This is a genomic window from Halorhabdus sp. CUG00001, assembly GCF_009797925.1.
In the GTDB taxonomy this organism is placed as follows: Archaea; Halobacteriota; Halobacteria; order Halobacteriales; family Haloarculaceae; genus Halorhabdus.
The window spans coordinates 181,322-207,287 of sequence record NZ_VOLB01000001.1; the positions used below are offsets into that span (position 1 = coordinate 181,322).

The window sequence follows — 25,966 nt, forward strand, 5'->3', positions numbered from 1 at the left end:
CGACCGCCCCAACGACGGCGTGATGCAGTATCACGTCGACGGCGAGATCGTCCCTGCCGAGGAAGCAACTGTCTCCGTCCGGGATCGCGGCTTTCAGTACGGCGATGGGGCTTTCGAGACACTCCGGGCCTACGGCGGCGAGATCTTCGCCTGGGACGCTCACGCCGACCGCCTCGAAGCGACTGCCCAGACGCTCGGATTTGCCGAGGCGATCCCGTCCCGGGACGACCTCCGTGCGCGAATCGACGAGACGGTATCCGCCAACGATCTCGACGATGCCTACGTGAAGCTCTCGATCACGCGTGGCAGCCAGCCCGGCAAACTGACGCCCGATCCAGCCGTCGACCCGACGATCGTGGTGCTCGTCGACTCGCTGCCGCGGGGCGGCGTCGACGGGCAACCCGTCTGGGACGGTCCGGCCACCGTCGCAACCGTCGATACCGAGCGCGTCCCGTCGGCAGCGATCCCCGCCGGCGCCAAGACGCATAACTATCTCAACGGCATTCTCGCGCGTCTGGACCTCGCCGCCGACTGCGAGGAGGCACTCATGCTCGACACCCAGGGATATCTCGCGGAGGGCGCGACGAGCAACCTCTGTTTCGTCGCTGACGGCGTGCTCCACACCCCGACGAGCGAGCAATCGATCCTGCCCGGTGTGACCCGCTCGACCGTCCTCGATCTCGCCCGTGCGGAAGGATTACCGGTCGAGGAAGGGCGGTACGAGCCAGCACGGTTGCGTGCCGCCGAGGAGGCCTTCCTGACGAACACGACCTGGGAGATCCGGCCGGTCGATCGTGTCGATGGCCAGTCGATCGGCGGCGGCCCCGTCACCCAGTTGCTGGCTCGCCTCTACGACCGTCGGGTCGAACGCAGCTGTTACTGATCTTCGATCCGGAAGACCGGGGGGTCGATGCTCTCGCTGTGGCAATCCGGGCAGCGACTCGGGACGTTCACGCGGTCGTCGAAGTTCGTGAACCCGCAGTCGGAACATTCGGGTGGAGCGACCAGTAGCTGTTCGTCGCTGCCGGACAGCGACGCTGCGACGTGTTCGACGTGCTCGATCGCGGTCGCCGTCGAGAGGTCGAACGCCGCGGCGATCGCTGTCGCCGAGAGGGCTTTCTCGCGGAGTCGGTCGGCGATCCGCTCGCGGGTTGTCTGTTCCATGCTGTCCTGACAGTCACGTGCGGGCAAAGCCGTTTGGATCTAGGGGTGGGCTTTCAGATCTGTCCTGTCTCCTCTCTTTTCGACCGACTGCGCTGGTATGTCGGCGACGTGCGTCCGGAATCGTCCGGCGCGACATTCCGACGGGCTTTTTTAGCGTGCCCGGCTTGGATCGGGTATGGCCGACTTCACCGTCGCGGTGGCCGACCCGGACACCGGCGACACCTACCAGGTCGACGTAGACGGACAGAACGCAAATCGATTCATGGGCCGCGAAATCGGCGACGACGTGGCAGGCAGCGCCGTCGGTCTCGACGGCTTCACGCTCTCGTTGACCGGTGGCTCGGACGATGCGGGCCGCCCGCTTCGGGAAGATGTCCGTGGTCCCGACCTCAAATCGGTGCTTCTCGAGGGCGGAACTGGCTTCAACCCCGATCGGGAGGGCGAGCGCAAGCGCGTGACTGTTCGTGGCCGAGAAGTCAGCGACGCGGTCCGCCAACTCAACGTGCGGATCGTCGAGCACGGTGAGGGCGACGTCGCCGAGCTGCTGAGCGACGACGAGTAACGGCACCCGTCCACGAGTATCTTCTCGTGCCGTTTTTTCGATTGATATTCACACGAAACCCTCAATACTTGGCCCTTCGTATACCGGTACATACTCGCGGATACACATGTCGGAATCAGTCATCGCGGATTTCGTCGGCAAGTTCAACTCGGAGCATACCGCCCGGTCCGAACCGACGACTGGACGGGTGCTGTTGAGTCAGAAGCGACTCGTTCTCGCGGCCGACGAGACGAAGACGACGATTCCGCTGGGCGACGTCATCGATGTTGCGGTCGGTCACGTTCCCCCCGATCTGGGTGATTTTTTCGACTCGACAGTGACGGTCGCCTTCAAGAAGGACGATCGCCGCCTCGTCGCCGTCATCGAAACTGACGACGAAAAGATCGATAAATTCTCGACAGTCCTGTACAAGGCGTTGCTGAACGGGACTGAGGCGACAGTCAAACACCCCGCCGAGATCGGCGGCCGGGTCACCGACCAGACGTATGCGCCTGCGAAACTCGCGTTACGGCCCAAAGCAGTGACGTTCAATCGCGCAGACGACGCGATCACCGTGTCACTGTCTCAGGTGACGGAGTTTACGCGTGAAACACGCGACGTCGCCGGCGCCCAGCGAGCGACGCTGACTGTCAAGCACAATCCAAATGGGCAAGCTGTGACCACGATCGCTGCTCTTCCCTCCGCTCGAAAGCTCTCACTCTTGGGCCGCTACATCCGGCTGGAGTACAGCGATCTCATGGCAGATCTCAAGGACATCGAGCTCTCGGACGCGGAGATCGAACTACTGGTTGCGGTTTACTCCGCCGGCGATATCGAAAACGTCCCGCTGGCGAACGTTCTCGACCGGGAGGCAAGCCAAGTGACGATGCTCCTCAACGACCTACAGAGCAAGGACCTCCTCGCTTCGACGGACGCCGGTCCGACGCTTACGTCTAAAGGTCGGGTTATCGTCAACAAGCACTTAGACGACGTCAACGATTGAGGGGCCGGCCGACGGGGAGCTAGCGATCGCCGATCACGTCGCCGGCGATCGACCGCCCTCGTGGTTTGAGGCCGACCTCACGGCGGGTCCGTACCCTTTCGACGACATCGCGCTCGGCGAGGCCGTCGAAGATGGCCTCAACTTCATCGACGTCCATTCCGACGAAATCGGGGATTTCGAACGGTGAAACGCCCGAATATAGCGCCATCAGGACCTCACGCTCGTCGTCACTGAGATCGATATCGGATTCGACGTGTTGGTCTCCCGACCGTAACAGCGATGCCAGGACCGCACTGTCACCGGACGATCCAGACAGGTACGTCTTGATACTCGTGCCGTCGATCGCGTGCTCGGCTTCCAGGACGGTCCGTTCGTCGCCCATGACGGTCCGTTCGGTTTCGGCGACCGTCCCGACGTCGTCGAGTGCAATCTCGACGAACTGCCCACTCGAGATCGCCAATTCGACGGCGTCTTCGCCGACTTTGACACGTGCTTTCTCCCAATCAGTATCCTGGACGACGCCGCCTTTGACGGCCGGATGCTTCGCCAGGACAACCTGCTGGTCGAGCCGAGCGCGAAAGAGTTCCGTCGCGAATTGATCCTCGTCGGCCGGTGAGAGCAACAATACGTCTCGGCCGTGTTGGATCGAAATGTAGCCCGACACCTGTGCGATCGCCTCGTTGACGTTCTGGCGAGTCCGGATGCTCCGAATGTCTGCGACGCTTATGGTCCGCTTGCCTTCGTTGCTCGCCAGCACGAGTCGTTTGTTCGAGAGGACCAATCGCCCGGGAATCCACTCGACATCGTTGAGCTTCCGGCCGTCCTTGACCACCTGGACGAACCTGCCCTTGGCATCGGCGAGCGTGTGTTCGCCTTCGCTCATTTGTTTCGACTGTCGTCCCACGACGGTTGGTCAGCCACCGTAATAACATCTCGGCTCCCGCTGCTTTCTTCTAGATTGAATGATCCACGACGCCACGATGTGACACTGAATACTCCTCGGGATTTATATACGCAGATACTTATAAAGTAGCCGAATATCGGGACGAGACGCCGAAGGTCGTCAACGGCAGTCTCGTCTCGATCATCGGAGACGAGTTCAAATATCTCGCCGAACTTCACCTCGATGTCGAGGACGGCGAGGTCGTCTCCCACGAGTTCACCCGTCACTCGCTGGCCGAAGCGGTCGATCGCGGCCTCGAACCAAACACAGAAGTGGCAGACCTCGTGCGGTCCTATCAGGACCAACTCGAGGAAGAAGTCGGAGAGGAAATCGGCCGTACCGAGACGACCCTCGACGCGCGTGAAAAAGTCGTTCGCCGTGAGGAGTCAAACCTCGGGAACTACGTCGCCGAGAAGATGCGCAACCACCTCGATGCAGATGTCGACGTCGCGCTCATGAACGGCGGCGGAATCCGAACGAGCGAACAGTACGGACCCGGAACGCTCACCCAGCGTGACATCATCAACATCTTCCCGTTTGGCAACCGCCTGACTGTCTTGGAAGTCACTGGCGAAACGCTCCGCTCGGCCCTCGAGAACGGAGTCAGCGAGGTCGAGCGTCTCTCCGGCCGGTTCCCACAGGTCGCCGGCATGGAGTACACCTGGGACATGAGCAACGAGGTCGGCGAGCGTATCACTGAGGTGACTGTCGATGGGGACCCACTCGATCCCGACACGACCTATGCTCTGGCCACGAACAACTTCATCTCTGGTGGTGGCGACGGCTACGAGATGCTAGCCGACGCTCCACAGACCCTCAAGCCGGTCAACGGCCCGTTGCTTTCCAGTCTGCTCATCCGCCGTATCGAAGCCGAAACCCCGATCGCACCCGAGCGTGACGGCCGTATCACGGTCAAGAACGCGAACTGGGAGACTGTCGCTGCCGAGAAGATCCCACTCTTCGCCTGATCGCCCTCGGTGTAGTCGGTCACTCGCGACGATTCACGACCGACCGCCGAGCTTCGATATCGCAGAGAACGCTCGCTTTCGGATCTCTTCGGTGTCGGTCTCGTCGAGCAACGTATCGAGTGTTTGTCTGGCTTCCTCACCGCCGACTTTCCCGAGCGTGAAAATCGCTTGTGCGCGAGCGTCGGTCGGACGGTCCGTGTCGGTTACGACGTCGAGCAGCCGATCGGCCACGCGTTCGTCTGCATCTAGCTCGGCCAGACTGGTCGCGGCGAATTGGGCGGTCATCTGATCGTCGTCTTCGAGTGCGGTGATCAGTGCGCCGACTGCCCGCTCGTCCGGGTCCGTCACGACACGCCCGAGTAACCACGCGGTGTTGCGTCGCTGGGCCGCCTGGGTTCCTTCTTCGATGATTTCGACCAAAGGCACGACGACGCTCTCGTCGTCGGTCTCGCTCAACTTGTCGACGATCTCCTCGCGGATCTGGTGACTCTTCTGTGTCGGGACGTTCGCCAGCAATTGGATGAGCGCGTAGACTGCCGTTCGGCGGACGATCGCCGATTCGTCGCTCAGCGCCGTGACCAGCGGGTCGACTGGGGCAGCGTTGTCGAAGTTGCCAAACGAGCTGACGGCCACCCGGCGGACCTGATCGGACGGGTCGTCGTACATCTCGAGCAACGCCTGCAACGCCTGGCGATTACCGATCCGTCCCAGGGCATCGGCTGCCTCGCGACGAACGCTTGCGACCCTGTCGTCGAGTAGTGTTTCGAGCGGACTACAGGCTCGTGGATCACCGATCGACCCGCAGGCCCGGGCTGCGCGTGCCCGAACGCGTGGGTCGTCGTCCTCGAAGCACCCGACTAGCGGTTCGACCGCGTCACTCTCCCCGAACTGCCCGAGTCCGTTTGCCGCGGCCATCCGCAACTCCGGAATGCCGGCATCCAGTGCTTGGACGAATGCCTTCGCACGCACCCACTCTGCTTCCTCGCCCTCGAAATCGACGTTAGCCATCGTCTCGATCAGTTGTTCGATGGCTCCCTGGCCGAGTTCTTCGAGTGAGTCGACGGCCGCCGCGGTCACCGCGTCTGCGTCGTCTTCTTTGGCGGCTCTGACCAGCGCACTGATGATGTCTCGCCGATCTTCGTGCTCGCCGAATTCACCCAGCATTTCGGCGGCTCGTTGGCGGACTTCCTCGGTGTCACTCTCACGGAGCAGTCTGATGAGTTCCTGAACGTTGCCTTCCCGGTGTAGATCGAACAGAGACATGTCAGCGGCGTTCGTAGATCCGGTGTTGTTTGTCGACCGCGTCGAAATCCGAGCGCGCCCCGGCCGGGATCGTCTCCGTCATGCCGATCATCAGGTAGCCACCGCCCCGGAGTGACCCGCGGATCGTCTCGAAGATCGGGTCCTTGTAGGAGCCGTCGATGTAGATGAGGAAATTCCGACACAACAGGAGGTCGAGGTCCTGTTTCGGGTCACCTCTGATGAGGTCGTGTTGCTCGAAGGAGACCATGTTCTTCACACGGTCGGTCACCGAGAAGGTGTCTGCATCACGATCGACGTATTGCTGGTTGTTCGTCAGCGGCGCTAATTCCTCGGCGATATCCGACGTCTGTGAGGCCTCATAAACCCCCTCCCGAGCTACTTCGAGGATGTCCGGGTTGATGTCTGTCGCCAGAATATCCAGCCGACGGGCGTCGATTTCCGGATCGTCGAGAGCGAGCATCGCCAGGGAGTAGGGCTCGCGACCGTCCGCACAGGGCGCACTCCAGGCTTGCACTTGGCGGTTTTCAGCCGTCAGTGTCCGGAGAACCGACCGCACCCCCTCCCAGGCGTCCGGGTTCCGGAAGAAGCCGGTGACATTGATCGATAGTGAGTCTAACAGTGCTGCTTGCTCGTCCGAATCGCGCTGGAGGAGTCGTTCGTAGGCCTGGTAGTCGTCACTCCCGGTCCGCCGGATGCGAGCAGTGATCCGGCGATCCAGGTAGGAGTCGTTGTAAAAGTCCGACTCGAAGGCCAGTTCCGACCCGATGTAGGCGAGCAGCGATTCGAATCCCCGCTGTGATCCCGACCGGCGACTCATCGATGCATCACGTTATGTTTTCTCATGGCTCGTTGGTAATGAGGTCACCGGTCTACAGCGTCACGACGTCGAGGATGTGGACGATGTTCCCGTCGCCCAGGACCGCCGTGCCCGAAAGTCCGGGCGTCCCCGAGAGGATTCCCTCGAGGGGCTTGACGACGACTTCTTCCTGGCTGTTGACCTCGTCACAGCGTAAGGCCACTTTGCGTTCCGATTCCCGGACGCGAACCAGCATGCCGTCGCCGTTTTTCGTCTCCCCGGGGACATCGAAGGCATCTTCGAGATGGATGATCGGGTAGATCTCGTCGTTGTGTTTGATGACCTCGCTGCCGTTGATCGTCCGGGCTTCCGTGGCGGCGGTGATCTCGTCGACGTTCTTGATCGGGATGCCGTACTGCTCGTCACCGACTTGGACGAACAGTACCTTCACGATGGCCATCGTCACCGGCAGGCGTAGCGAGACGGACGTTCCGTCTCCGGGTGTCGATTCGACGTTGACCGACCCATCGAGTTGCGTTACTGTCTCGTGGACGACGTCCATACCGACCCCGCGGCCCGACGTGTCGGTGACCTCCTCAGCCGTCGAGAACCCGGGGTGAAAGACCAGATCGTAGATCGCTGAATCGTCCATCCGTTCGATCTCTTCGGCGGATCGAACCCCCTTTTCGAGGGCTTTCTCGCGGATCTCCTCGACGTCCAGCCCGGCCCCGTCGTCCTCGACGGTGATGACGACGTGGTCGCGCTCACGGCGAGCGCGCAGTTCGATGTGCCCTTCGCGAGGCTTGCCCGCGCGTTCGCGCTCGTCGGGCGACTCGATCCCGTGATCGACCGCGTTCCGAAGGATGTGCATCAGCGGATCGGAGATCTCGGTCAGGATCGTCCGGTCGAGTTCGATGTCTTCGCCCTCGATGGTGAACTCGACTTCCTTGCCCAGATCCCGTGAGAGGTCACGGACCAGCCGCGGGAACTTCCCGACGACCTTTCGCAACGGGATCAACCGCATGTCCATGACCGTGTTCTGGAGGTTGGCAGTGATCTTATCGAGTTCGTTGAGTGTCTCGGTCGCCGAATCCACGTTCTCCTGTTCGGTCGCCCGCCGGAGCTTGATCCGGCTGGTCACCAGCTGCTCGACCTGGCCGTGCAAATCATCGAGTTGACCGACGTCGACCCGGACGGATTTGATCTCGTCGACAGACGAGTCCCCGTTGCTGGCGGAGGCGGCTGCCCCAGCATCGTCGTCTTCGGACCCAGTGTCGGCGGCGGCGACCGCCGCTGTGACGTCGTCGACCGTCGCCCGCTCGATCGAACCTGCCTCGTCGATTGCGGCTCGGACGGTTGTTTCGTCCCCAGCAGCGGCGAACACCGAGAATCGATCCTCGAAGTCCCCGTTCTCGACGTCATCTCGATCGGGATCGGTCGCCAGCAGGTCAAGCGACTCGGCCAGTGATTCGACGGCCAACATGGCGTCGACACCCTGCATGTTCCCGTCACCGACGTCGACGTCGATGTGATAGACCTCGCCCTCGTCTGGTTCTGGGACGTCGGTCCGGTCGAGAATTGCCGTCACGTCGCTGTCCGTAGAGTCGGTGTCGTCGTCTGCCGTGTCCTCGGTAGCAGACTCCTGGCTGTTTTCGTCGCCGCTGGATCCAGCTGCTTGGGCTCCTTCCTCGATGACGGTCCGGATGTCATCGACGATGGCGGTCGTGTCGGCTGTCGGCTCACCGCTTTGCTCGATTTCGTTGACGATGGCCTCGATCTGGTCGACACCGGCGAACACGAGGTCCATTACTTCGGGGGTGACCTCCATCTCGCCCTGGCGCATCTGGTCGAGTAAGTCTTCGACCGCGTGGGCCAGGTCGCTGGCGTCGTCAAAGCCCATCGCGCCGAAGTTACCCTTCAGCGTGTGGGCCGTCCGGAAGATCGATTCCATCGCCTCCTGGTTTTCGGGGTCCGATTCGAGTTCGAGCAACGAGTTGTTCAACTGCGTGATCGCCTCCTCGCTCTCGCGGATGAAGGCGTCGAGGTATTGATCGTCCATTGTGATTAGTGCACCTCCGGTTTGACTGCCTCGATGATCCGGGTCGAGATCGAGTCGAGCGAACAGACGTCGTCTATCTTTCCGGTTTCGACGGCTCGCTTTGGCATGCCATAGACCGCCGAAGACGCCTCGTTCTGTGCGAGCGTCGTGCCACCGGCATCTTTGATCGCACGAATGCCGTTGGCACCGTCTTCGCCCATCCCAGTGAGGATGACGCCGACGAGCGGATCGTCAATCGCGGCTGCCGCACTCTCCATTGTCACGTCGACCGACGGCCGGACACTGTTGACCGGCGCGTCTTCGGTCAACGCGACGCGGAGTCGTCCATGCGTGTAGTTCGAGACCTCCATGTGATAGCCGCCCGCTGCGACGAGGGCATCACCGCCACCGATCCGATCGCCGTCGCTGGCCTCACGGACCGTGTACTCGCTGCGGCCATCGAGTCGGTTGGCGAATCGGCTGGTAAACTCGTCGGGCATGTGTTGGACGACGAGGATCCGTAAGTTGGCCGCGACGGGCAACTCCGAGAGGACCCGTTCGACGACGGTCGGCCCTCCCGTCGAGGAACCGATCACCAGCGTCGGATTGTCGACGTACTGCTCGGCACCAGCCGCCGGCGTCGCCGATTCCGTCGTGGCTCCTTGACTGTTCCGAGCGGCCCTCGCAACTGGGTCGACGTCCGCGACCGTCCGCACCATATCGACGAGCTGGTCTTTCAGGCGGGACATCTCCATGGACACCTCGCCGCCGGGTTTCGTGAAGAAGTCCACGGCCCCTTTTTCGAGGGCTTCGAAGGTCACGCTGGCGTTCTCGTCGGTATGGGCGCTGAGCATCAGGACCGGCGTCGGACACTCGGCCATGATCTGCTCGACTGCTTCGATGCCGTTCATCTCCGGCATCTCGACGTCCATCGTCACGACGTCCGGTTCCTGCTCGCACACGATTTCGGTTGCCTCGCGACCGTTCTTCGCAGTCGCGATGACCTCGACTCCGCCCTCCTCGAGGATATCCGAGATGACACTCCGCATGAAATGGCTGTCATCCGCGACGACGGCGCGAGGCGATGACCGTGCTGACATGTTCAGTATGATACCCTATGGGGCAGTTCGGTTAAAGGTGATCACCGCGGCTCGATCTCGTCCGGTCATTGGCGGGTCACTCCTTGGACAGTCTTGCCCAACGCAGCAAATAAAGACTCCGCCGTCGGAATCATCGCTGATAACCTGATGAACACACTTAAGGTGATTTTCGCGGAACTAATGGTCAGAAACGATTCAGCGGCGTCCCCCACCGCGGATCGGTCGCCACTGGGAGGCTATCACAGATGTCAAATTCGACCGGCCAAGTCCTAGAGTTCAAGCTCGGCGAGGAGCGGTATTGTGTCAGTATCGACTACGTGACCGAGATCGTCGACGTCGGCGAACTCACGGCCGTCCCGAATTCGCCGCGCCACGTCGAGGGTGTCATGGATCTCCGGGGTCGCACGACTTCGATCGTCGATCCGAAGGTCGTCTTCGACATCGAAGAGTCCGGAGAGCAGCGCCGGATCATCGTGTTCGATCCGGAAATCACGGCCGATCAGGAAGCTGCCGGGTGGCTCGTCGACGAAGTCTATCAGGTCCGGGCGGTCGACGAGGAGAACGTCGACCCCTCGCCCGCCGGCGCTGGCGCGGCCTCGATCAAGGGCGTCGTCAAACGCGACGACGGATTCGTGATCTGGGTCGATCCAGTCGCGGTACACTCGGCGTAACGCCTGTCGCCGTACGGTCAGTCCCCGCACGATGCAGAAGCCTTTTTGACTGTTCGCCTACCAATCCACTATGACCCAACCTGGGACTATCTACGATGGTTGAACTCACCACAACCGGTATCGACGGGCTCGACTCGATCCTCAACGGCGGGATCGTCACCAACTCGACGACGCTCGTTATCGGGACGCCCGGCGCTGGCAAGAGTATCCTGGGCTTGCAGTTCATCTACAACGGTGTCGAGCAGTTCGACGAGCGTGGGATCTTCTTGTCCTTCGAGGAAAATCGTGAGGACTTGGCCGCTGCGGCCGAGTCGATCGGCTTCGATCGGTGGGCCGAACACGTCGAGGCAGGCGATATCAAGGTCTACGATAAGCGTCGTCTCCTGCGGGAGAACGATTTCTCGGACACACTCGAAGTCCTCCTCGACGACATCGAGCAAGACGAGTACGATCGGCTCGTGTTAGACTCACTTGCGATGTTCGAGCTCTTTTTCGACGACGAGAGCGAACACCGGACGTATCTCCTGAAGTTCACCGACATCCTCAAACAAAACGGGTTGACGAGCCTGTTGACGAACGAGCAGTCGACGGTATTCCCGGATACTGATATCGGACTGGAGAACTTCCTCACCGACGGCAATATCTACCTCATCCAGACGCCGACAGAATCTGGCGTCAACCGCTACGTCTGGGTCGCGAAGATGCGCAAACAAGATATCGAGACAGATATCTATCCCATGGAAATAACCCAGGGTGGCATTGCGGTCCACGACAACGCCAGTGCGTTCTCGATGATGAACGACTCCGAGTCGCCGCTCTGAGCCGCTCTCCCGTAGTGAGAATCTCTTCTCATTTGTGAAAACGACCGTTTCACCACCGCAATCGCCGTCAAACGTCATTTCTCGCTTCCGTCTCGGGATATCGATTTTACCGCGCTTTCATGGTCGATACCTTTACTTTACTGTGCTTCATTATCTGATAACAATGGTATCGGTCGATTTGCTCCGGACCCTCGGAAACAAGTACAGCGCCGAGATTCTGGACGCGACCGAGGAACCGAAATCTGCCCAAGAGTTGAGCGATCAGCTGGATATCCCGATCGCGACGTGCTATCGGCGGATCGACGAACTCACCGACCACAATCTGCTCGAGCTCCACGACAACGTTCTCTCGGACGACCGTCGACGCATCAAGGTGTACCGGCGGAACGTCGACGCAATCGAGGTCTCCTTCGAGGAATCGATGCTGATCGACGTCGAAGAACGATCGGAAGTCACGAACAAACTCGACGAAGCCTGGCGTACGTTATCCGAGTCCTAGCGCGCCTGCGCGTGTGTCGCCCCTCTTCTATTCGTCGTCGCCCCTACCGCCATATTGTCGTCATTTGTTACTGCATACGTGCCTACTCTGGCCGGGACCGGCCGATTATCAAAGCAGATATTTTCGAGGAATGATTTAATAGGTGACCTCGGTAATCATCAGTCGGTGCCAGTGATAGAACTCCTCTATGCGGTGTTGACGCTCGTCTTCGTCGTCGCAGGCCTGACGATGGTCGGGATGGCAATGCGGGCGTACGTTCAGACGTCGCGTCGTGCTATGCTTCACCTGTCGTTGGGGTTTGCCCTGGCAGTCGCGGGCGCCGCGTCGACGATGATCAGTGCGTTCCTGACTGGATTCAGCGGAACGCGGGGGCTGTTGCTCGTCAATAGTGGACTGACCACGTTCGGCTACTTGTTCGTGATGTACAGTCTCGTCACGTACGAGGCGTGATCGAATCGGCTTGACGATATTCGGCCTGTCGCCTCTATTGGACGGTTTCTCTGCTGTTTTCGATTCTACTACCACCCATTTCTGTCCGTAATTGCTGTTTTCATGTGCGATAATCGAGGGGCTATTCTTAAGTGAATGCGTGAGAACCGTTCGGATAGAGTCTGGGAACTAGAGCCCAGGCGGACATACAATGTTCGAACGCAACGACAACAATCGGAACGAACGAGCCCAGGTCGGGATCGGCACACTGATCGTGTTCATCGCGATGGTGCTGGTCGCGGCGATCGCGGCGGGCGTGTTGATCAACACGGCTGGGTTCTTGCAGAGTAGTGCCGAAGAGAGTGGTGAACAAGCAGCTGAGCAAGTTACGAATCGGCTGGTCGAAGTGAATACAGTCGGGAACGTGAGTGACGCAGGAACGATCAACGAAGTCAATATGACCGTTCGACTCGCCCCAGGGTCGAACGACGTAAATCTCAACGATACGACGATCCAGTGGGTTACCACGAGTGAGAGTAGCCAATTCGTGTCTGATCGTCTAGATAATACTCAGTACGCCACGTTCAACTGGTCAACGCTACGGGACGATGCCAACTCTATCCAGTCAGATGATACGCTCAACGACCCTGTTGACCGGGCCATCCTAGATATTAGTCTTGGCAACGGTAATCAGCCCGGCGAGTTAGATGCTGGCGGCAGCGTGGAGGTCCAGATTGACACCCGCTCCGGTGGTCAGACGTCCGTGACGCTAGTCGTGCCGGATTCGTTGTCAGGGAAGTCTTCGGTGTCGCTGTAAGGGACTGTCGTCTTTCTCATCATTTCTACTTTGATTACACGATGGCGCCACCGACGGAATTAAATCAATTAGCGACGACATACCACACATGGTCGACGGGGACGACGACGAAGACGATGGGCGCGTACTCGCCCCTGAGGAGCTAGATATCTCCGACGACGAGCACGTCGCTGAGATCGAAGATGGTCGATATGTTGTCTCCCCCAACGATCCGATCGGCACCGTTGACGGGATCGAGACGAGCGAAACTTCTGGCCCTTCACTGAGTGAGCAGTCCGTGAGTGATGCTGATGTAGAACCCGAACAGCAGTCGTCATCTTCGTCGCCCGAAGCTACTGACCCTTCGTCGTCGACCGACGAGCCTTGGGAGGAGACCGACAATAACACGGATGAACTGACTGAAGCGAACGTCGAAGCGTGGCTTCGAAATTCCTTTGAGACGGCTAACTCTCGGTATGGCTTTCATGTGACGGCGACTTTTGACGGTCGCGTCAGTCAGCGACGGATGATGTCTAATGACGTGGTGACGATCTTCGAGAGCTTGATCCTCTGGTATGCTCAGCATATTGACAGTGAGACGCCCGTCGAGGAGATTTTGGGGATTTTGCTCACGGAGTCGAACGTTCCGATCAGCTATCCGACTGAACGCCTCTTGGCGCTGGTCAAGGCTAACGACCTTGGTCCGGATGATTCGATCGGCGAGTTGTTAGAGCGTGTAGACGACCGTGGGTTCGAACTCTGATCGCGTATGTTCTCTGACCTCCTTGGATTCGCCCAGCGACTCCTCCTCGCGACAGTGGTTGTGACCCTTGTGTTTGCTGGCCCTGTTGTGCCGAACTTTTCGTTTACTGGTGAGAGAAATCCTACGCTTGTCGGCGATGGGAATGCGACCGTGTCGGGGCTTACTGTCGAAGCTGATGATTTTCGGTTCGCTGATGGCCGTTTCGGGACGGCCGTGACCTACTTACGAGCGCCTGAGGCATCGCTGTACGTTGATCAAGTCACAGGACAGCCCCGAATCGTCTATCGCCTCCGAGTTCCCAAACTGGATGTCGACAGGGCTGGAACTCAGATGTTATCCAGGTCTGGTGGCGTGCGCATCCGGATGGACGACCGAGCCTTTCCTCCAGAGGTACTTACCCAGCCCCGATACGATGGCCTCGTCACCGTGCGTGTACAGTCACACACCGTCGACCGGACGGTGTTTAACGAGTCCATCGAACTGGAGGTTGATCGATGAAGCGGGGATTCGACGAGCTGCTCAACGGCAATCGCAACTTCTCGGTTACTGGGGATCGCTTGCTCGCAATGCTTTTCGGGGACCGAGTCGGCTTGGTTTTGTTTCTCGGGATACTGACGGTAGTACCACTTTGCTGGCGGATCGGATTCTTTATTACTGACAATTATGCAGTAGCAAACACGGTTGTTAACGTCGCAGCAGGGCACTTAGAGATAACCCGCATCGAGTACTCGCTCACGTTGGGCTCCCAACCTGGGCTGTATCAACGCGGCGCCAGCGTCTTCGGGCGGAATTACGGCCAAGCAGTACTAGCGGCCCCCGTTTATTGGATGCTGGAGATAGCCGCGATGCTGACAGAGCTTCGACTGTTACTCGCCGGTTTCTGGAGTTTCGCCGTTGCGGCGTTCGCAACCCAACTTGCTCGTGTGCTCGAGCGGCGCTCGCTGGCAGTCTGGGGGACGGTACTGGCTGTGGGGCTGTTCGTCTGGAACGTTGAGCTGGCTCACTCGCTCGATCCTCAGTGGACCGGGCTACTGGCCTTGCAAATAGTTTCGATGGGTGTTGCTGCCGCCGTGGCTGTCGTCTACTACCGGCTGGTCACGATGCTGTATGGTCGAAAAGCGGCTGTGGCAGTCGGCTTGTTGGTTGCTCTCGCAACGCCCGTGCTGTTCTGGGCGTCGATTCCGAAGCGCCACGTGCTTTCGGCGTTACTTATCGGTTTCACTGTTGTGGGGTTTGCTGCTAGTCGTCAGGAATCCGAACACGCAACACGGGCCAGAGCACTGGCATACGTGGGGGTTGGCCTGCTCGCTTGGGTTCAGGAGGCAGAGGCCCTTCCCATGCTGATCGTTCTCTTGCCGTTGGACCTCACGACGGCGCCGAACAACGGCCGGAGGCAGCTGGCAACGGTTGCTGCTGCGTTCGCCGCGTCGCTCGTGCCATTTTTACTAACGAACCTTCTCATCACGGGATCTCCCCTTCGCACGTCTCAGATGCTCCCGAGTGTCGGAGAGCACCTGCAAATAGCTGCCGACGGCACGGTCTCACTAACTGAACAGGCTGCTGATGTGGGCGGTGGCGCTCCCGGAGGGGACGGCGGTGAGACTGCCGGAGTCCCCACGCCCAATGGAATGACTGGAGGTACGTCTCCCGAAACCGACGTACTCGGGCAGCTCTTCTCGGTCGTTTGGGTGCTCTATTCGGGACTTAGTGCCCCGCTGATGCGGGCCTGGGATATCCTCATTGCCGGCATAACTATCGTGTGGGTAGAGCCTAGCCGCCTTGTCGACGTGTTTATACGCAGTGGCCGGATTTCCGGCATTCAACATGCACTCAACGAGCAGGAGGCAATCGAATTGACTCTCCTCGAAAGTGTTCCAGTGGCATCGGCCCTAGCCGCTGTTCCTGTCCTTGTGCTCTCTCAGCTCCGGATGAGGGACGGTCAGATACGGGACCGGATAATTCGGTTCTCTGGGACACCACGTTTCCAGACTGGTCTCCTGGCCGTAGGGATTGTCGTTGTCTTCTCGCTGTCGTATCTCAGGCGACTGCCGATCCATGCTCAAATCACTGTCCGATACCTCCTTCCGATTATGCCGCTGCTAGTCTATCTCGTTGTTTGTCTCCCACCAGTCAGACGTGGTTTGCAGGCCGATGTGGGGGGGTTCCTCGGTACGTACATCGGGACCATTGTGGTTGGCCTCCCTATTGTTGTCCTCATCTTGTACACGTTAGATCCAGCAATCGGAGAGGCCATGCAGCTCCACGCGCTTCTTCATCTCGCAGTCGGTGCGCTGACCGTCCTCGCTGTTGCATTCGGCGCTGTTGGCAGTCTCCCCGTGAGCGCAGCACGAGCTATTGCCACGACAGCTGCGACAACAACTGTGTTGTACCTTTTGGCAGGGATTGAGTACTTCACGTACGGTGAGCTTGCTTTGCCGGTCGTTCGTTGGTTTTCGCAGCTACTCGCTCTTTTCTGACAATTGGTTACAACGTGCTATACTATCAATCGCGATAATCGTACGGAAGCATTTATTTGCTGAATTCGCCAACCTGCGAGGTACAAGACATGCCAGAAGTATTGATCGCGGACGACTCGGAGTTCATGCGGAACCTGCTACGTGAGATCTTGGAGGAAGATCATCGGATCGTCGACGAGGTCGAGAACGGCGTCGAAGCCGTCGAGGCCTACAAAGAGAACAACCCAGATCTCGTCATGATGGACATCGTCATGCCGATCAGGGACGGGATCGAAGCAACAGACGAGATCAAGTCCACAGACCCCAGTGCCAACGTCATCATGTGTACGAGTGTCGGGCAGGAAGAGAAGATGAAAGAGGCCGTCAAGGCGGGTGCTGACGGGTATATCACCAAGCCCTTCCAGAAACCGAGCGTGATGGAAGCCATCGAAGACGTCGTTCCATCCTGACCGATGAAGGTCGATATTCAGTCGCTCGGGACGTTCAATCAGCTCGCTCACGAGGGTGCCCAGCAAGCGACTGCATCGATGGCCCAGATGACAGGCATCGATGCAGCGGTCGACGTGACCAAGATCACGCTGGTCGACCGAGACGATATCGGTGAGCAACTGGACGAGCGGGATTTCGTCGGCGTCCAGTTCGACTTCGAGGGCGAACTGTCCGGCCAGACCGCTCTCGTGATGGATCAGTCCTGCAGTGAGACGCTCACCGACGCCCTGCTTCCGGGAGACTCCGCAGCCGAGATGGCCGAAAGCGGCGTCAAAGAGATCGGCAACATCATGATGAGTGGGTTCATCGACGGCTGGGCCGATTACCTCGAGACGACGATCGATCACTCGCCACCGACGTACATCGAGGGAGTCGGCCGGGACGTCATTCCCGATTCGAAGCCGTCTGAGACTCCAGCCGACGGTGCCGACCAGTTGTTCGTCTTCAAGAGTCAAATCGAGTGGCTCGAAGAGTCAGTCGATTTTTACATCTACATGTTGCCCGACTACGACTCGCTGACCGATCTGATGATGACCCACGCCGACACCGCGGGCGACGCCATTCCGATCGACAAGCTGCAGGTGTTCAATCGGATGACCGAGCGTGGGACCGAGAAGGCAGCCGACAACGTCTCGATGATGACCGGCATCGAGACGGAGGCGGAAGTGAGCCAGATCAGCTTCGCCCGCATCGAGGACGTTCCAAAGCAGATCGGGAACGCTCAGTACGTCGGCACTGTCGTGGAGTTTACTGGCCTCCCGAGTGGCTTCCTTCTGGTGTTGTTCGACGAGCAGTCGGCCAAAAACGTCGCCGAGGCGCTGATGCCAACTGACGTCGATAGCGACGAATTGACGGACCAGCACACCGCTGCAATCGAGGAATTGGGTAACATCATGACCAGTGGGTTCGTCGACGGCTGGGCCAACGTCCTCGAGACGTCTGTCGATCATACGCCTCCGCGATTGGTCCACGATATGGGCCAGGCAATCCTCGACCCGCTGGCTGCACAGGTCGGCCAACACCAGGAACACGCGTTCAGTATCGACTCTCGGATGCGGACTGACGAGATCGAGTTCGAAGCCGAGATTCACGCACTCCCCAACGAACGCGAGTTACGCCAGGCCCTGGACGAACTCATGGTTGAGCGCGCAGACAAAACTGAGGCAGATCCCGACGAACTGTTCCAATGAAGGTCTACGACGGCTCGGAACAGGCAGATGCAAGTACGACCGAACGGATCAAGGTCGGTATCGCCGAGTACGAGGTCTCGACGAACGGGGCCGTGTTGACGACCAGCGGACTCGGGTCGTGTATCGGCGTTGCGATCCGGGATGAGGCCGTCGGGGCATCAGGACTGGTCCACGTCATGTTGCCCGCAGCCGACGAGGTCGATGGTGGCAATCCTGCCAAGTTCGCCGATACCGGGGTCGAAACGCTCGTCGACGAGATGGAAACTGCCGGCGCTGACCGATCCGATATGATCGCCAAGATCGCTGGTGGCAGCGACATGTTGGACTTCTCGAAAAAGGGGTCCGGGATCGGTGCTCGGAACGCGACCGTCGTCAAGGAGACGCTCCAATCGATGGACATCCCCGTCGTCAACGAGGATGTCGGCGGCGACCACGGGCGATCGCTCCGGTTCGAGGGCAGCAGTGGCGATCTCGTCGTCAAGAGCGCGAACATGGATTCCCGTCGTCTGTGAGATCGCCGTCTGTCCGATACCCCTCTGCATCTTTTCACGTTCTCGGCCACGACCAGTCAACGCAATGGTCGTTCCGAAAATCGATATTTCGAGGGTCCTGAGGCCGCCACGTACCGTCCAGTTGGGGGCGTCAGACGCTAATTTCTTGCCCGTCTCGCGGAATAGAACAATCAGTTATCAGATATGATACTCTAAACGGTACATTGAAGGGTGTGAGCGGCTACTTTTGTTGTGATGAGTGGTCTCTCGTCCCTGTGGCTCGGATCGGCCGTAACGACGGCGGCCGGTCGGCCCGTGTTGGATGCCGGCGGGTGGTTCCTGGGGCCGGCCGGAGCAGTGTCGCCGGAGCCGTTGCTCGTCGCACTGCTCTCAGTGGGCTTTGTCGGTATGAGTATCAGGTCAGTTTTCGACTCGATTCTTTCCGACGACGAGGAGGCACAACCGGACGATGCAGGCGGTGGCGAGGGACTGATGCCGGAGGAAGGCGGTGGCGACGATTTCGGTGAGCTGGGTGGACTTGACGATGGTGGTGACGAGTTTGGGGAATTCGAAGACGACGAGTTCGGCGACATGGACGGGGGGTCAGACACGGACGAGCTGGAACATCGACTGGACGAACTCGAAACGGAAGTCGGAAGTCTGTCTTCGACGGTCAACACCGTCCGCAACGAGAACGAACAGATTTCCGAGACGGTCGATGACGTCGAGGAGAACGTCCGGAAGCTGCTCGACATTTACGAGATGGTGACCCGCGGTGTCAATCCCTTCGCGGACGATATCGATGCCGGTGGACTCGGTGGCCCGGGCGACGAATCGTTTGGCTTGTTCGACGATGGCGACGACGACCAGGCCGACGACGATCTCGAAGAAGATATCGCCAACGCCGATGCAGAGGGGTTCTTCGACGAGGATCTCGTCGAGGACGACGACGAACTCGAGGCCGACACCGACGTCGGTGACGTTCTCGGGGGCGAGGAGCTTGAGGAGGGTGGTGAGGACGTTGCCTTCGACGACGAGTTCGAGGAGGATTTCGACGACGGCGACGATTTCGAGATGGACGATGACTTCGAGATGGATGCGGACGGCGACGAAAGCGATGGCGGCGAAGAAGGCGGCAAGTCCTTTGCGGAACTGAAAGACGAGTACGAGTCGGGCGACGCCGAGTGGGCCGAGGGCGACGAGGCCGAGCAGGCAGACGAGACGAGCTCGGACAACGAGGCGACCGAAGCTGACGACGAACTCGCAGACGAATCGGCTGACGCCTTCGACGAGATCGAGGACGAATCAGCTGATGCCTTCGACGAACTCGAAGACGAGTCAGCCGACGACGCGCTTGCGGACGACGACCTCTTCGATACGGTCATCGACGAGGACGAACAACAGGACGCAGTCGACACAGAGGCCGACCCCGACGCAGCCGCAGAGACTGACGACGCTGAGAAGCCCGCTGCCGACGGTGTTGCGGACAGTGCCGAAAGTGTGGACTCGGCGACTGTAGACGAGGCGGCTGTCGAGGAACCGACGGCGGATGCGGACTCTCAGTCGAACACTCAGGCGAGCGATCAGGCCGACACGGCCGAGGAATCGGCCAGCGGCGAGGACGGGAAGCCGTACCTCACGGAACTCCCCGATGGCTTTCTCGCCGACTTGATCGTCGTCGAGTGGCTCGAATTCCTCGTCGAGGAAGTCGGGATCCGAGCCACTGCCGAGGCGATCCACTACTACGAGCGCATCGACTGGATCGACGAGGATGTCGCCGACCAGCTTCAGGCGTATCTGCAGGGGTTCGACGCGGACAGCGAACCGGCGACGTTGACTATCGATCACCACACCAAGAGCCTCCGGTACGTGAGTCAGTTGAACGGCGGCGGTGCCGAGTCAGTCGCTCTCGAACAGATGCCAACTATGGCTGGAGGTGGAGCAGATGGGCTTCAGCGTTAGTGCCTCGGTGGCGATCATCTTCGCTGCGACGCTCATCGCCTTCGGGATGTTCCACACTGCCGCGTTCAACACCGTCGAGCGGGTAACAGACGCTCGTAACGCAGCCGAGGATGACTTGCTCACCCAGCAAAACACGGCCATCGCGGTCCACAACGCGACGTATTACGACGCCAACAACAGTCTCATCGTCACGGTCAACAACACGGGTGCGTCCGAACTGACCGTCGACGGGACGGACCTCATCGTCGACAACGACTACCAGACGAGTTTCGCCGAGCGGTCTGTCGACGGTGACACTGGGACGGGCCTGTGGCTGCCGGGCGAGCAGTTGCGATACAACGTTTCGGCCACTAGCCAGCCCGACCGGATCAAGATCGTCTCCGGTCCAGGGGTTGCCAGTACGGAGGTGGTCGTGCGTGGCTAGTGTCTCTGCGTCTCACCTGATCATCTTCATCGCGAGCATTCTCGTCGCAGCCAGCGTCGCTGGCGTGCTCACGAACACGGTCGGTGAACTCAGTCAAGCCGTCGACGAACTCGGCTTAGACGTCAGTGACGACGTTCGCACCGACATCGAATTCATCAGCGATAGCGGTGCGACCGTCTACGACCGCTCCGGGAACGGCAACATCACCCTGTACGTCAAGAACACTGGTTCTCAGAGCCTGCCCCCGGATCCCGTGGTGATGGACGTGTTGCTCGATGGCCGCTTCCAGACTGACTTCTCGGTGACGGTCGTCGACGGGGAGACCTGGGCCATCGGAAACGTCGTCCGGATGGATATTTCGGCCCCGGACCTTTCGAGTGGCGATCACCGTGTCCAGATTACGATCAACGGTGACGAGGAGGTGTTCGAATTTCGCACATGAGTATCGCAACAACTGACCTCTACTCGCTTGGCCTAGACGAGCGGGATCGACTCAACAAGGAACTGGGCGGCGGCATCCCTCCTGGTAGTATCGTCCTCGTAGAGGGCGACTACGGGGCCGGGAAGTCAGCGATGAGCCAGCGGTTCAGTTACGGGCTCTGTGAGACTGGCCAGTCCGTCACGATGCTCTCGACTGAATTGACGGTCGGGAGCTTTCTCGATCAGATGCACAGCCTCGACTACGGCATGGTCGAGCATATCCTCGACGAGAATCTGCTGTTCCTGCACGCAGACATTGGCGATTCGAACACGTTCCAGGGCGGCGACGAGGAGACCGATCGGATGGACCTGCTCAAACGCCTGATGGACGCCGAGGTGATGTGGGAGACGGACGTCATTATCATCGATACGTTCGACGCCATCCTCCGGAACGACCCCAAGTTCGAGGCCCTCGTCCGCCAAAACGAGGAACGCCAGGCTGCCCTGGAGATCATCTCCTTTTTCCGGGACGTCATCGCCGAGGGGAAAGTCATCATGCTCACGGTCGATCCCTCGACGCTGGATGAAGATGCGATCGGCCCGTTCCGGGCAATCGCCGACGTGTTCATCGAACTGGAGATGGTCGAGGTTGGCAACGATGTTCGCCGACAGATCTCGGTGAAACGCTTTGCCGGCATGGGCGAGCAGGTCGGGGACACGATCGGGTACTCAGTCCGTTCGGGGACAGGCATCGTCATCGAATCACGCAGCGTGGCCTAAAACAAACACACTATGACAGATCACGGCAGACCGAAACCGTCAGATGAACTCCGCCAACACGCCGCCAGACGGCCGCATCTCCGTGATCACCTCCAGAAGTTCAAGCAGATCACCGGCGAGTTCCCCATGTTCGTCGACGAGGCCGACGGGGAGTACGAGTCCCAGCGCCCGAACATCATCTACCCCGTCGGTGGCCCGATTTACACGCACATCTACGGTGACATCGGACAGGACATCAAGTACTACGCCATCGAGCCCGAACTGGAGGACGACGAGTGGACCGTCTTCGAGAAGGTGCGCAATCGCTTGCTCGAAAAGAGCGTGATGAAGCCGGCCCCAAGCGAAGAGGCCGAGTACGACGACCGCATCGAAGAACTCCTCCAGGAGACGACGGCCGTCAAGTCGAGTGGTGACGAGAACGGCGTCCTCAGTCGCTTCAACGACATCACCAACATCGGGAAAGTCGAGGTGACCGAGGAAACCTACGAGAACATCCGCTACCGACTCAACCGAGATATCGTCGGCCTCGGCCCGCTGGAGCCGGTGATGCGCGACCCGGCCAACGAGGACATCCACGTCATCGGTCCCCACGAGTGTTACGTCGATCACTCGGTCTACAGCCTCATCAAGACGACCGTCGACTTCGGTGAGCCCGACCAATACGAGCAGTGGCTGCGTAACATGGGCGAGCGGATCGGCGATCCCGTCTCCGACAGCGACCCGATCATCGACTCGACGCTGCCCGATGGCTCGCGTATCAACATCATCTACTCGGACGACATCTCCGTCAAAGGCCCGTCACTCACGATCCGACAGAACGAGGGCGAACCCCTCTCTATCTTCCAGATCACCAAGTGGGGGACCCTCAGCCCCGAGCTCTCGGCGTATCTGTGGCTCGCCTTGGAGAACGAGCAGACGGTCTTCGTCGTCGGGGAGACTGCCTCAGGGAAGACGACGACGCTGAACTCCATCATGTCGTTCATCCCCCGGGACAACAAGATCTACACTGCCGAAGACACCGCGGAGGTGCTCCCGCCACACGATACGTGGCAGCAACTGCTCACTCGCGAGGGTGACGACGAGGGCACGGACGTGGACATGTTCGATCTCGTCGCCGCCGCGCTCCGGTCTCGTCCTGACTACATCATCGTCGGCGAGGTCCGTGGCGAGGAGGGGCGAATGGCGTTCCAGGCCGCCCAGACTGGCCACCCAGTCATGCTGACCTTCCACGCTGCCGACATCGTTTCGATGATCCAGCGCTTTACCGGTGAACCGATCAACGTCCCCGAGACGTTCATGGACGTCGCCGACATCGCACTGTTCCAGAACCGTGTCAAGCAGGGTGACGAGGTGCTTCGTCGGGTGACCTCCGTTCAGGAAATCGAGGGGTACTCGAAGGAGATGGACGGTGTCGTCACTCGCCAGAGCTTCTACTGGGATCCGGTCGAAGACGAGATCGTCTTCCAGGGGATGAACAACTCTTTCGTCCTCGAAGAGCAGATCGCGACGCTGCTGGGATACGAGGACACGCGCGACATCTACGACGACCTGAAGTTCCGTGCTCGCCTCATCGAACGGGCGATCCAGGAGAACATCTTGGGCTATCACGAGGTCAACGAGATGATCGAGAACTTCCAACGGGACGGTGTCGAAGGGCTCTCCTTCGATATCCACCGCCAAGACTGATGGCCTCCGAAGAAGCCACCCTCGACCTGACGATCTCCGGTACGATAGCTTCGCTGATGGATTCCTACCGTCGGATGGGAATCCCGATCCAGCGATATCTGCTGGCTATCTTGCTGCCAGCGTTCGTGTTTTTCGTCATTACCATCGCGGTCGCGGTCGTAATCCCGCTCCCGCTGGCGATTGCCTTGCCGTTCCCGCTGCTTGGGTTACTGTTGTTCGGGGCGGCAGTCTTCTATCCGAAAGTCCAACTCTCCCAGCGCCGACAGGCGCTGAACAACCGATTTCACCTGCTGGTCACGCACATGACGGTGCTGGCGACGACCAAAATCGACCGGATGGAGGTCTTTCGGGCGCTGGCCGAAGAAGACGAGTACGGCGAACTCGCCACGGAGATGGGCCGGGTCGTCGAGTTGGTCGATACGTGGAATTTGAGTCTGGACGATGCCCTCAGGCGGCGGGCCAAAGAGGTCCCGAGCGAGCCGGTCTCCGATTTCTTCGACCGGCTCGGGTACACGCTCGGGGCGGGCCAGGGACTGGACGACTACCTGCTCTCCGAGCAGGACATGATCATCGACAACTACAAAACCGTCTACGAGGGCGCGCTCGGCAACCTGGAGGTCATGAAAGACCTCTACCTGTCGATGATTCTCTCGATGACGTTCGCGCTGGTGTTTGCGGTCGTCCTCCCGATCCTGACGGGGACGAACCCGATGATGACCGTCAGCGCCGTCATCGTCCTCTTTATCTTCGTTCAATCTGGCTTCTTCGTCGCGATTCGATCGCTTGCGCCGTACGATCCCGTCTGGTACCACCCGGAGGAGATCACGTCGCCGATGGAGCGCCGTCTCAACCTGAGTTTCGCTGCTGGCGTCTTCCTGACGGTCGTGCTCGCGCTTATCACGTTCGGCGGGGCAGCGGGCATCAGCCCGATTACGCTGAACATGTTGGTCCCGATTTGGGACCCTGTTCCGCTCCCGTTCTATGCCGCTGTCCCAATTTCTCCGTTGCTCATTCCCGGCCTCGTGATCCGTCGTGAGGAAAAGAAGATCAAGGCTCGCGACGAGGAGTATCCCAGCTTCATCCGCGCGCTCGGCTCGACGGAAGGCGCAAAACAGTCCACAACCGGGACGGTCCTCGAATCGCTACGCAGCAAAGACTTTGGCCCGCTCACCGAGAACGTCGACAACCTCTATAAGCGGCTCAATATGCGTATCGAGCCCGCCAAAGCGTGGGGGCACTTCACCGCGGAGTGTCGCTCCTATCTCATCCAAACCTTCAGCGAGATGTACCTCGTTGGCCGTGAGATGGGTGGCTCTCCGAAGCAACTGGGCGAACTCATCAGCGAGAACATGAACGAAGTCCAGCAACTCCGCCAGCAACGCGACCAGGAGACGACGACTCTCATCGGCGTCCTCTACGGGATCTCTGCGGCCTCGACGTTCGCTTTCTTCATCGGGCTGCAGGTCGTCAATATCCTCTCCGAAATGAGCTTGAATCTCGACACTGGGAGCCGCTTCGAGGTCAATGCCCTCGTTCACACCTCCGTTTACGACATCCCCGTCATCGAGTTCCTGCTCATCATCGTCATCGTGTTCAACGCCATGCTGTCGGCGCTGATGATCCGGACCACCGACGGGGGGCACAAGCTCAACAGCTACATGCACTTCGTCGTGTTAACCTGGGTTGGCGCGGTCATCGCGATCTTCACGAAGCTCGTCGTCTCTAGCGTCATCAACATCTGACCGCTTCAGATTTCAGTACCGATCACCGATCGCCTCCGAGTCGTTTTTCCCTCCCTGTGCCGTCGCCTGCGGTATGACCGATCGCGAGGCCTTTCTGGCCGGCGACCGACCCGATGACGTCGCCGTCTTCCTCCACGAGGCGGCCGTCTCGAATCCCGAAGCGCTCGAATCGTATGCTGAGTCCGTCGAGGGCGGTGTTGTTCTCGTGTTGCCCGGCGAGGACGGCCGCAGTGCCTTCCAGTCGGCGACGGACATCGACCCGATGGCGCTGGCCCAGGAGGCCATGGACACCGAGGGCCACATCGACGACGACCTGACTGGTGGCACCTGTCCTGTGGCCGAGGACGATCCCGACGGGGACCACACCGTCCGCTTCGTCTTTGCCTTCGCCGAAGCTCAAAACGAGGACGTTGGCGGCCTCTATGCCGACGGTGACGTGATCCACGCCTACGCGGCGTGTGCGTGTGGACAACGGTACAGCGAGAAGTGGGTTGCAGGCGACGAGTAACG

29 protein-coding genes are annotated in these 25,966 nt (G+C 59.8%); 22 read left to right on the plus strand and 7 right to left on the minus strand.

All coding sequences use genetic code 11. The features are described from left to right. Positions 1-22 precede the first annotated feature (22 nt). Positions 23-883, plus strand: coding sequence for an aminotransferase class IV (locus tag FR699_RS00945; protein ID WP_158853441.1), 861 nt, complete (start codon positions 23-25; stop codon positions 881-883). On the opposite strand, the gene FR699_RS00950 is transcribed toward FR699_RS00945, so the two are convergent. After that, the gene (locus FR699_RS00950) at positions 877-1,164 is read right to left on the minus strand and encodes a transcriptional regulator (protein ID WP_154552219.1); all 288 of its coding nucleotides are present in this window, start codon (positions 1,162-1,164) and stop codon (positions 877-879) included. The genes FR699_RS00945 and FR699_RS00950 overlap by 7 nt on opposite strands. 175 nt (positions 1,165-1,339) lie before the next feature. On the opposite strand from FR699_RS00950, the gene FR699_RS00955 reads away from it, so the two are divergent. Further along, a complete protein-coding gene (locus tag FR699_RS00955; RefSeq protein ID WP_154552218.1) occupies positions 1,340-1,726 on the plus strand; it encodes a 30S ribosomal protein S6e in 387 nt (128 codons plus the stop codon). 106 nt (positions 1,727-1,832) lie between these two features. Next, complete coding sequence (locus FR699_RS00960) at positions 1,833-2,708, plus strand: CheF family chemotaxis protein (protein WP_154552217.1); 876 nt, start codon at positions 1,833-1,835, stop codon at positions 2,706-2,708. A 19-nt stretch (positions 2,709-2,727) separates the two neighbouring features. Here FR699_RS00960 and FR699_RS00965 read toward each other — a convergent pair whose 3' ends face one another. After that, positions 2,728-3,591 (minus strand): CheF family chemotaxis protein, encoded by an 864-nt coding sequence (locus tag FR699_RS00965; RefSeq protein ID WP_158853443.1) that lies wholly within the window; start codon positions 3,589-3,591, stop codon positions 2,728-2,730. Beyond that, complete coding sequence (locus FR699_RS00970; RefSeq protein WP_158853445.1) at positions 3,588-3,863, minus strand: hypothetical protein; 276 nt, start codon at positions 3,861-3,863, stop codon at positions 3,588-3,590. Before FR699_RS00970 ends, FR699_RS00965 begins: the two co-directional genes overlap by 4 nt. A 60-nt stretch (positions 3,864-3,923) precedes the next feature. Between FR699_RS00970 and FR699_RS00975 the strand changes: the two genes are divergently transcribed. Then, on the plus strand, positions 3,924-4,619 hold the full coding sequence (locus FR699_RS00975) for a bifunctional UDP-sugar hydrolase/5'-nucleotidase (RefSeq protein WP_158853447.1): 696 nt from the start codon (positions 3,924-3,926) through the stop codon (positions 4,617-4,619). 33 nt (positions 4,620-4,652) lie between these two features. On the opposite strand, the gene FR699_RS00980 is transcribed toward FR699_RS00975, so the two are convergent. The 4 genes from FR699_RS00980 to FR699_RS00995 are packed head-to-tail and all read right to left on the minus strand — an operon-like array spanning position 4,653 to position 9,816. After that, positions 4,653-5,882, minus strand: a complete 1,230-nt coding sequence (locus FR699_RS00980) for a HEAT repeat domain-containing protein (protein ID WP_158853450.1) — start codon at positions 5,880-5,882, stop codon at positions 4,653-4,655. Position 5,883: 1 nt separating this feature from the next. Next, positions 5,884-6,699 (minus strand): protein-glutamate O-methyltransferase CheR, encoded by an 816-nt coding sequence (locus tag FR699_RS00985; protein ID WP_158853452.1) that lies wholly within the window; start codon positions 6,697-6,699, stop codon positions 5,884-5,886. 52 nt (positions 6,700-6,751) lie between these two features. Further along, on the minus strand, positions 6,752-8,737 hold the full coding sequence (cheA, locus tag FR699_RS00990) for a chemotaxis protein CheA (protein ID WP_158853454.1): 1,986 nt from the start codon (positions 8,735-8,737) through the stop codon (positions 6,752-6,754). A gap of 5 nt (positions 8,738-8,742) precedes the next feature. Continuing rightward, positions 8,743-9,816 carry a chemotaxis response regulator protein-glutamate methylesterase gene (locus FR699_RS00995; RefSeq protein WP_158853456.1) on the minus strand — a complete coding sequence of 358 codons (1,074 nt, stop codon included), beginning with the start codon at positions 9,814-9,816 and terminating at the stop codon, positions 8,743-8,745. A 245-nt stretch (positions 9,817-10,061) separates the two neighbouring features. Here FR699_RS00995 and FR699_RS01000 point away from each other — a divergent pair, with 245 nt between their 5' ends. The 18 genes from FR699_RS01000 to FR699_RS01085 all read left to right on the plus strand — a co-directional run bounded on the left by FR699_RS01000 (position 10,062) and on the right by FR699_RS01085 (position 25,964). Continuing rightward, positions 10,062-10,487, plus strand: a complete 426-nt coding sequence (locus tag FR699_RS01000; protein ID WP_158853458.1) for a chemotaxis protein CheW — start codon at positions 10,062-10,064, stop codon at positions 10,485-10,487. Positions 10,488-10,582: 95 nt separating this feature from the next. Beyond that, the gene (locus FR699_RS01005; RefSeq protein ID WP_154552209.1) at positions 10,583-11,308 is read left to right on the plus strand and encodes an ATPase domain-containing protein; all 726 of its coding nucleotides are present in this window, start codon (positions 10,583-10,585) and stop codon (positions 11,306-11,308) included. A gap of 163 nt (positions 11,309-11,471) precedes the next feature. Beyond that, complete coding sequence (locus tag FR699_RS01010; protein ID WP_154552208.1) at positions 11,472-11,807, plus strand: helix-turn-helix domain-containing protein; 336 nt, start codon at positions 11,472-11,474, stop codon at positions 11,805-11,807. A 171-nt stretch (positions 11,808-11,978) separates the two neighbouring features. Then, on the plus strand, positions 11,979-12,257 hold the full coding sequence (locus FR699_RS01015; protein WP_154553218.1) for a hypothetical protein: 279 nt from the start codon (positions 11,979-11,981) through the stop codon (positions 12,255-12,257). A 190-nt stretch (positions 12,258-12,447) separates the two neighbouring features. Further along, entirely contained in the window at positions 12,448-13,053 is a 606-nt protein-coding gene (locus FR699_RS01020) for an archaellin/type IV pilin N-terminal domain-containing protein (protein ID WP_158853460.1), read from the plus strand. 88 nt (positions 13,054-13,141) lie between these two features. Then, positions 13,142-13,795, plus strand: coding sequence for a hypothetical protein (locus FR699_RS01025; protein WP_158853462.1), 654 nt, complete (start codon positions 13,142-13,144; stop codon positions 13,793-13,795). Between the two features lie 6 nt (positions 13,796-13,801). Next, positions 13,802-14,293 (plus strand): hypothetical protein, encoded by a 492-nt coding sequence (locus FR699_RS01030; protein ID WP_158853464.1) that lies wholly within the window; start codon positions 13,802-13,804, stop codon positions 14,291-14,293. Further along, positions 14,290-16,272, plus strand: coding sequence for a hypothetical protein (locus FR699_RS01035; RefSeq protein ID WP_158853466.1), 1,983 nt, complete (start codon positions 14,290-14,292; stop codon positions 16,270-16,272). The genes FR699_RS01030 and FR699_RS01035 overlap by 4 nt, the downstream gene beginning before the upstream one ends. An 89-nt stretch (positions 16,273-16,361) precedes the next feature. Next, positions 16,362-16,721: a chemotaxis protein CheY gene (cheY, locus tag FR699_RS01040; protein ID WP_154552203.1), complete on the plus strand. Its 360-nt coding sequence runs from the start codon at positions 16,362-16,364 to the stop codon at positions 16,719-16,721. A 3-nt stretch (positions 16,722-16,724) separates the two neighbouring features. After that, the gene (locus FR699_RS01045) at positions 16,725-17,951 is read left to right on the plus strand and encodes a chemotaxis protein CheC (protein ID WP_154552202.1); all 1,227 of its coding nucleotides are present in this window, start codon (positions 16,725-16,727) and stop codon (positions 17,949-17,951) included. Next, positions 17,948-18,463: a chemotaxis protein CheD gene (locus tag FR699_RS01050; protein ID WP_158853468.1), complete on the plus strand. Its 516-nt coding sequence runs from the start codon at positions 17,948-17,950 to the stop codon at positions 18,461-18,463. Before FR699_RS01045 ends, FR699_RS01050 begins: the two co-directional genes overlap by 4 nt. Positions 18,464-18,697: 234 nt before the next feature. Then, entirely contained in the window at positions 18,698-20,404 is a 1,707-nt protein-coding gene (locus FR699_RS01055; RefSeq protein ID WP_158853470.1) for a FlaD/FlaE family flagellar protein, read from the plus strand. Then, positions 20,388-20,828 carry a flagellin gene (locus FR699_RS01060; RefSeq protein WP_154552199.1) on the plus strand — a complete coding sequence of 147 codons (441 nt, stop codon included), beginning with the start codon at positions 20,388-20,390 and terminating at the stop codon, positions 20,826-20,828. The genes FR699_RS01055 and FR699_RS01060 overlap by 17 nt, the downstream gene beginning before the upstream one ends. Continuing rightward, positions 20,821-21,270 (plus strand): flagellar protein G, encoded by a 450-nt coding sequence (locus tag FR699_RS01065; protein ID WP_154552198.1) that lies wholly within the window; start codon positions 20,821-20,823, stop codon positions 21,268-21,270. Before FR699_RS01060 ends, FR699_RS01065 begins: the two co-directional genes overlap by 8 nt. Continuing rightward, positions 21,267-22,028, plus strand: coding sequence for an ATPase domain-containing protein (locus FR699_RS01070; RefSeq protein ID WP_154552197.1), 762 nt, complete (start codon positions 21,267-21,269; stop codon positions 22,026-22,028). Before FR699_RS01065 ends, FR699_RS01070 begins: the two co-directional genes overlap by 4 nt. A 12-nt stretch (positions 22,029-22,040) precedes the next feature. Beyond that, positions 22,041-23,714, plus strand: a complete 1,674-nt coding sequence (locus FR699_RS01075) for a type II/IV secretion system ATPase subunit (protein ID WP_158853472.1) — start codon at positions 22,041-22,043, stop codon at positions 23,712-23,714. Next, a complete protein-coding gene (gene flaJ, locus FR699_RS01080) occupies positions 23,714-25,456 on the plus strand; it encodes an archaellar assembly protein FlaJ (protein ID WP_158853474.1) in 1,743 nt (580 codons plus the stop codon). Before FR699_RS01075 ends, flaJ begins: the two co-directional genes overlap by 1 nt. Before the next feature lie 73 nt (positions 25,457-25,529). Next, a complete protein-coding gene (locus tag FR699_RS01085; RefSeq protein WP_158853476.1) occupies positions 25,530-25,964 on the plus strand; it encodes a DUF5807 family protein in 435 nt (144 codons plus the stop codon). The last annotated feature ends 2 nt before the right edge of the window (positions 25,965-25,966 follow it).

Bases quoted from the DNA above. Each gene is read 5' to 3' on its own strand.
- FR699_RS01035 (WP_158853466.1), top strand. From the start codon at position 14,290: ATGAAGCGGGGATTCGACGAGCTGCTCAACGGCAATCGCAACTTCTCG.
- FR699_RS01060 (WP_154552199.1), top strand. From the start codon at position 20,388: ATGGGCTTCAGCGTTAGTGCCTCGGTGGCGATCATCTTCGCTGCGACG.
- FR699_RS01005 (WP_154552209.1), top strand. From the start codon at position 10,583: ATGGTTGAACTCACCACAACCGGTATCGACGGGCTCGACTCGATCCTC.
- FR699_RS01025 (WP_158853462.1), top strand. From the start codon at position 13,142: ATGGTCGACGGGGACGACGACGAAGACGATGGGCGCGTACTCGCCCCT.
- cheY (WP_154552203.1), top strand. From the start codon at position 16,362: ATGCCAGAAGTATTGATCGCGGACGACTCGGAGTTCATGCGGAACCTG.
- FR699_RS01050 (WP_158853468.1), top strand. From the start codon at position 17,948: ATGAAGGTCTACGACGGCTCGGAACAGGCAGATGCAAGTACGACCGAA.
- FR699_RS01075 (WP_158853472.1), top strand. From the start codon at position 22,041: ATGACAGATCACGGCAGACCGAAACCGTCAGATGAACTCCGCCAACAC.
- FR699_RS01020 (WP_158853460.1), top strand. From the start codon at position 12,448: ATGTTCGAACGCAACGACAACAATCGGAACGAACGAGCCCAGGTCGGG.
- FR699_RS00985 (WP_158853452.1), bottom strand. From the start codon at position 6,699: ATGAGTCGCCGGTCGGGATCACAGCGGGGATTCGAATCGCTGCTCGCC.
- FR699_RS01055 (WP_158853470.1), top strand. From the start codon at position 18,698: ATGAGTGGTCTCTCGTCCCTGTGGCTCGGATCGGCCGTAACGACGGCG.
- FR699_RS01070 (WP_154552197.1), top strand. From the start codon at position 21,267: ATGAGTATCGCAACAACTGACCTCTACTCGCTTGGCCTAGACGAGCGG.
- FR699_RS00955 (WP_154552218.1), top strand. From the start codon at position 1,340: ATGGCCGACTTCACCGTCGCGGTGGCCGACCCGGACACCGGCGACACC.
- FR699_RS00965 (WP_158853443.1), bottom strand. From the start codon at position 3,591: ATGAGCGAAGGCGAACACACGCTCGCCGATGCCAAGGGCAGGTTCGTC.
- FR699_RS00950 (WP_154552219.1), bottom strand. From the start codon at position 1,164: ATGGAACAGACAACCCGCGAGCGGATCGCCGACCGACTCCGCGAGAAA.
- flaJ (WP_158853474.1), top strand. From the start codon at position 23,714: ATGGCCTCCGAAGAAGCCACCCTCGACCTGACGATCTCCGGTACGATA.
- FR699_RS00995 (WP_158853456.1), bottom strand. From the start codon at position 9,816: ATGTCAGCACGGTCATCGCCTCGCGCCGTCGTCGCGGATGACAGCCAT.
- FR699_RS01000 (WP_158853458.1), top strand. From the start codon at position 10,062: ATGTCAAATTCGACCGGCCAAGTCCTAGAGTTCAAGCTCGGCGAGGAG.
- FR699_RS01010 (WP_154552208.1), top strand. From the start codon at position 11,472: ATGGTATCGGTCGATTTGCTCCGGACCCTCGGAAACAAGTACAGCGCC.
- FR699_RS01085 (WP_158853476.1), top strand. From the start codon at position 25,530: ATGACCGATCGCGAGGCCTTTCTGGCCGGCGACCGACCCGATGACGTC.
- FR699_RS00945 (WP_158853441.1), top strand. From the start codon at position 23: ATGCAGTATCACGTCGACGGCGAGATCGTCCCTGCCGAGGAAGCAACT.
- FR699_RS01045 (WP_154552202.1), top strand. From the start codon at position 16,725: ATGAAGGTCGATATTCAGTCGCTCGGGACGTTCAATCAGCTCGCTCAC.
- FR699_RS01030 (WP_158853464.1), top strand. From the start codon at position 13,802: ATGTTCTCTGACCTCCTTGGATTCGCCCAGCGACTCCTCCTCGCGACA.
- FR699_RS00960 (WP_154552217.1), top strand. From the start codon at position 1,833: ATGTCGGAATCAGTCATCGCGGATTTCGTCGGCAAGTTCAACTCGGAG.
- FR699_RS00980 (WP_158853450.1), bottom strand. From the start codon at position 5,882: ATGTCTCTGTTCGATCTACACCGGGAAGGCAACGTTCAGGAACTCATC.
- cheA (WP_158853454.1), bottom strand. From the start codon at position 8,737: ATGGACGATCAATACCTCGACGCCTTCATCCGCGAGAGCGAGGAGGCG.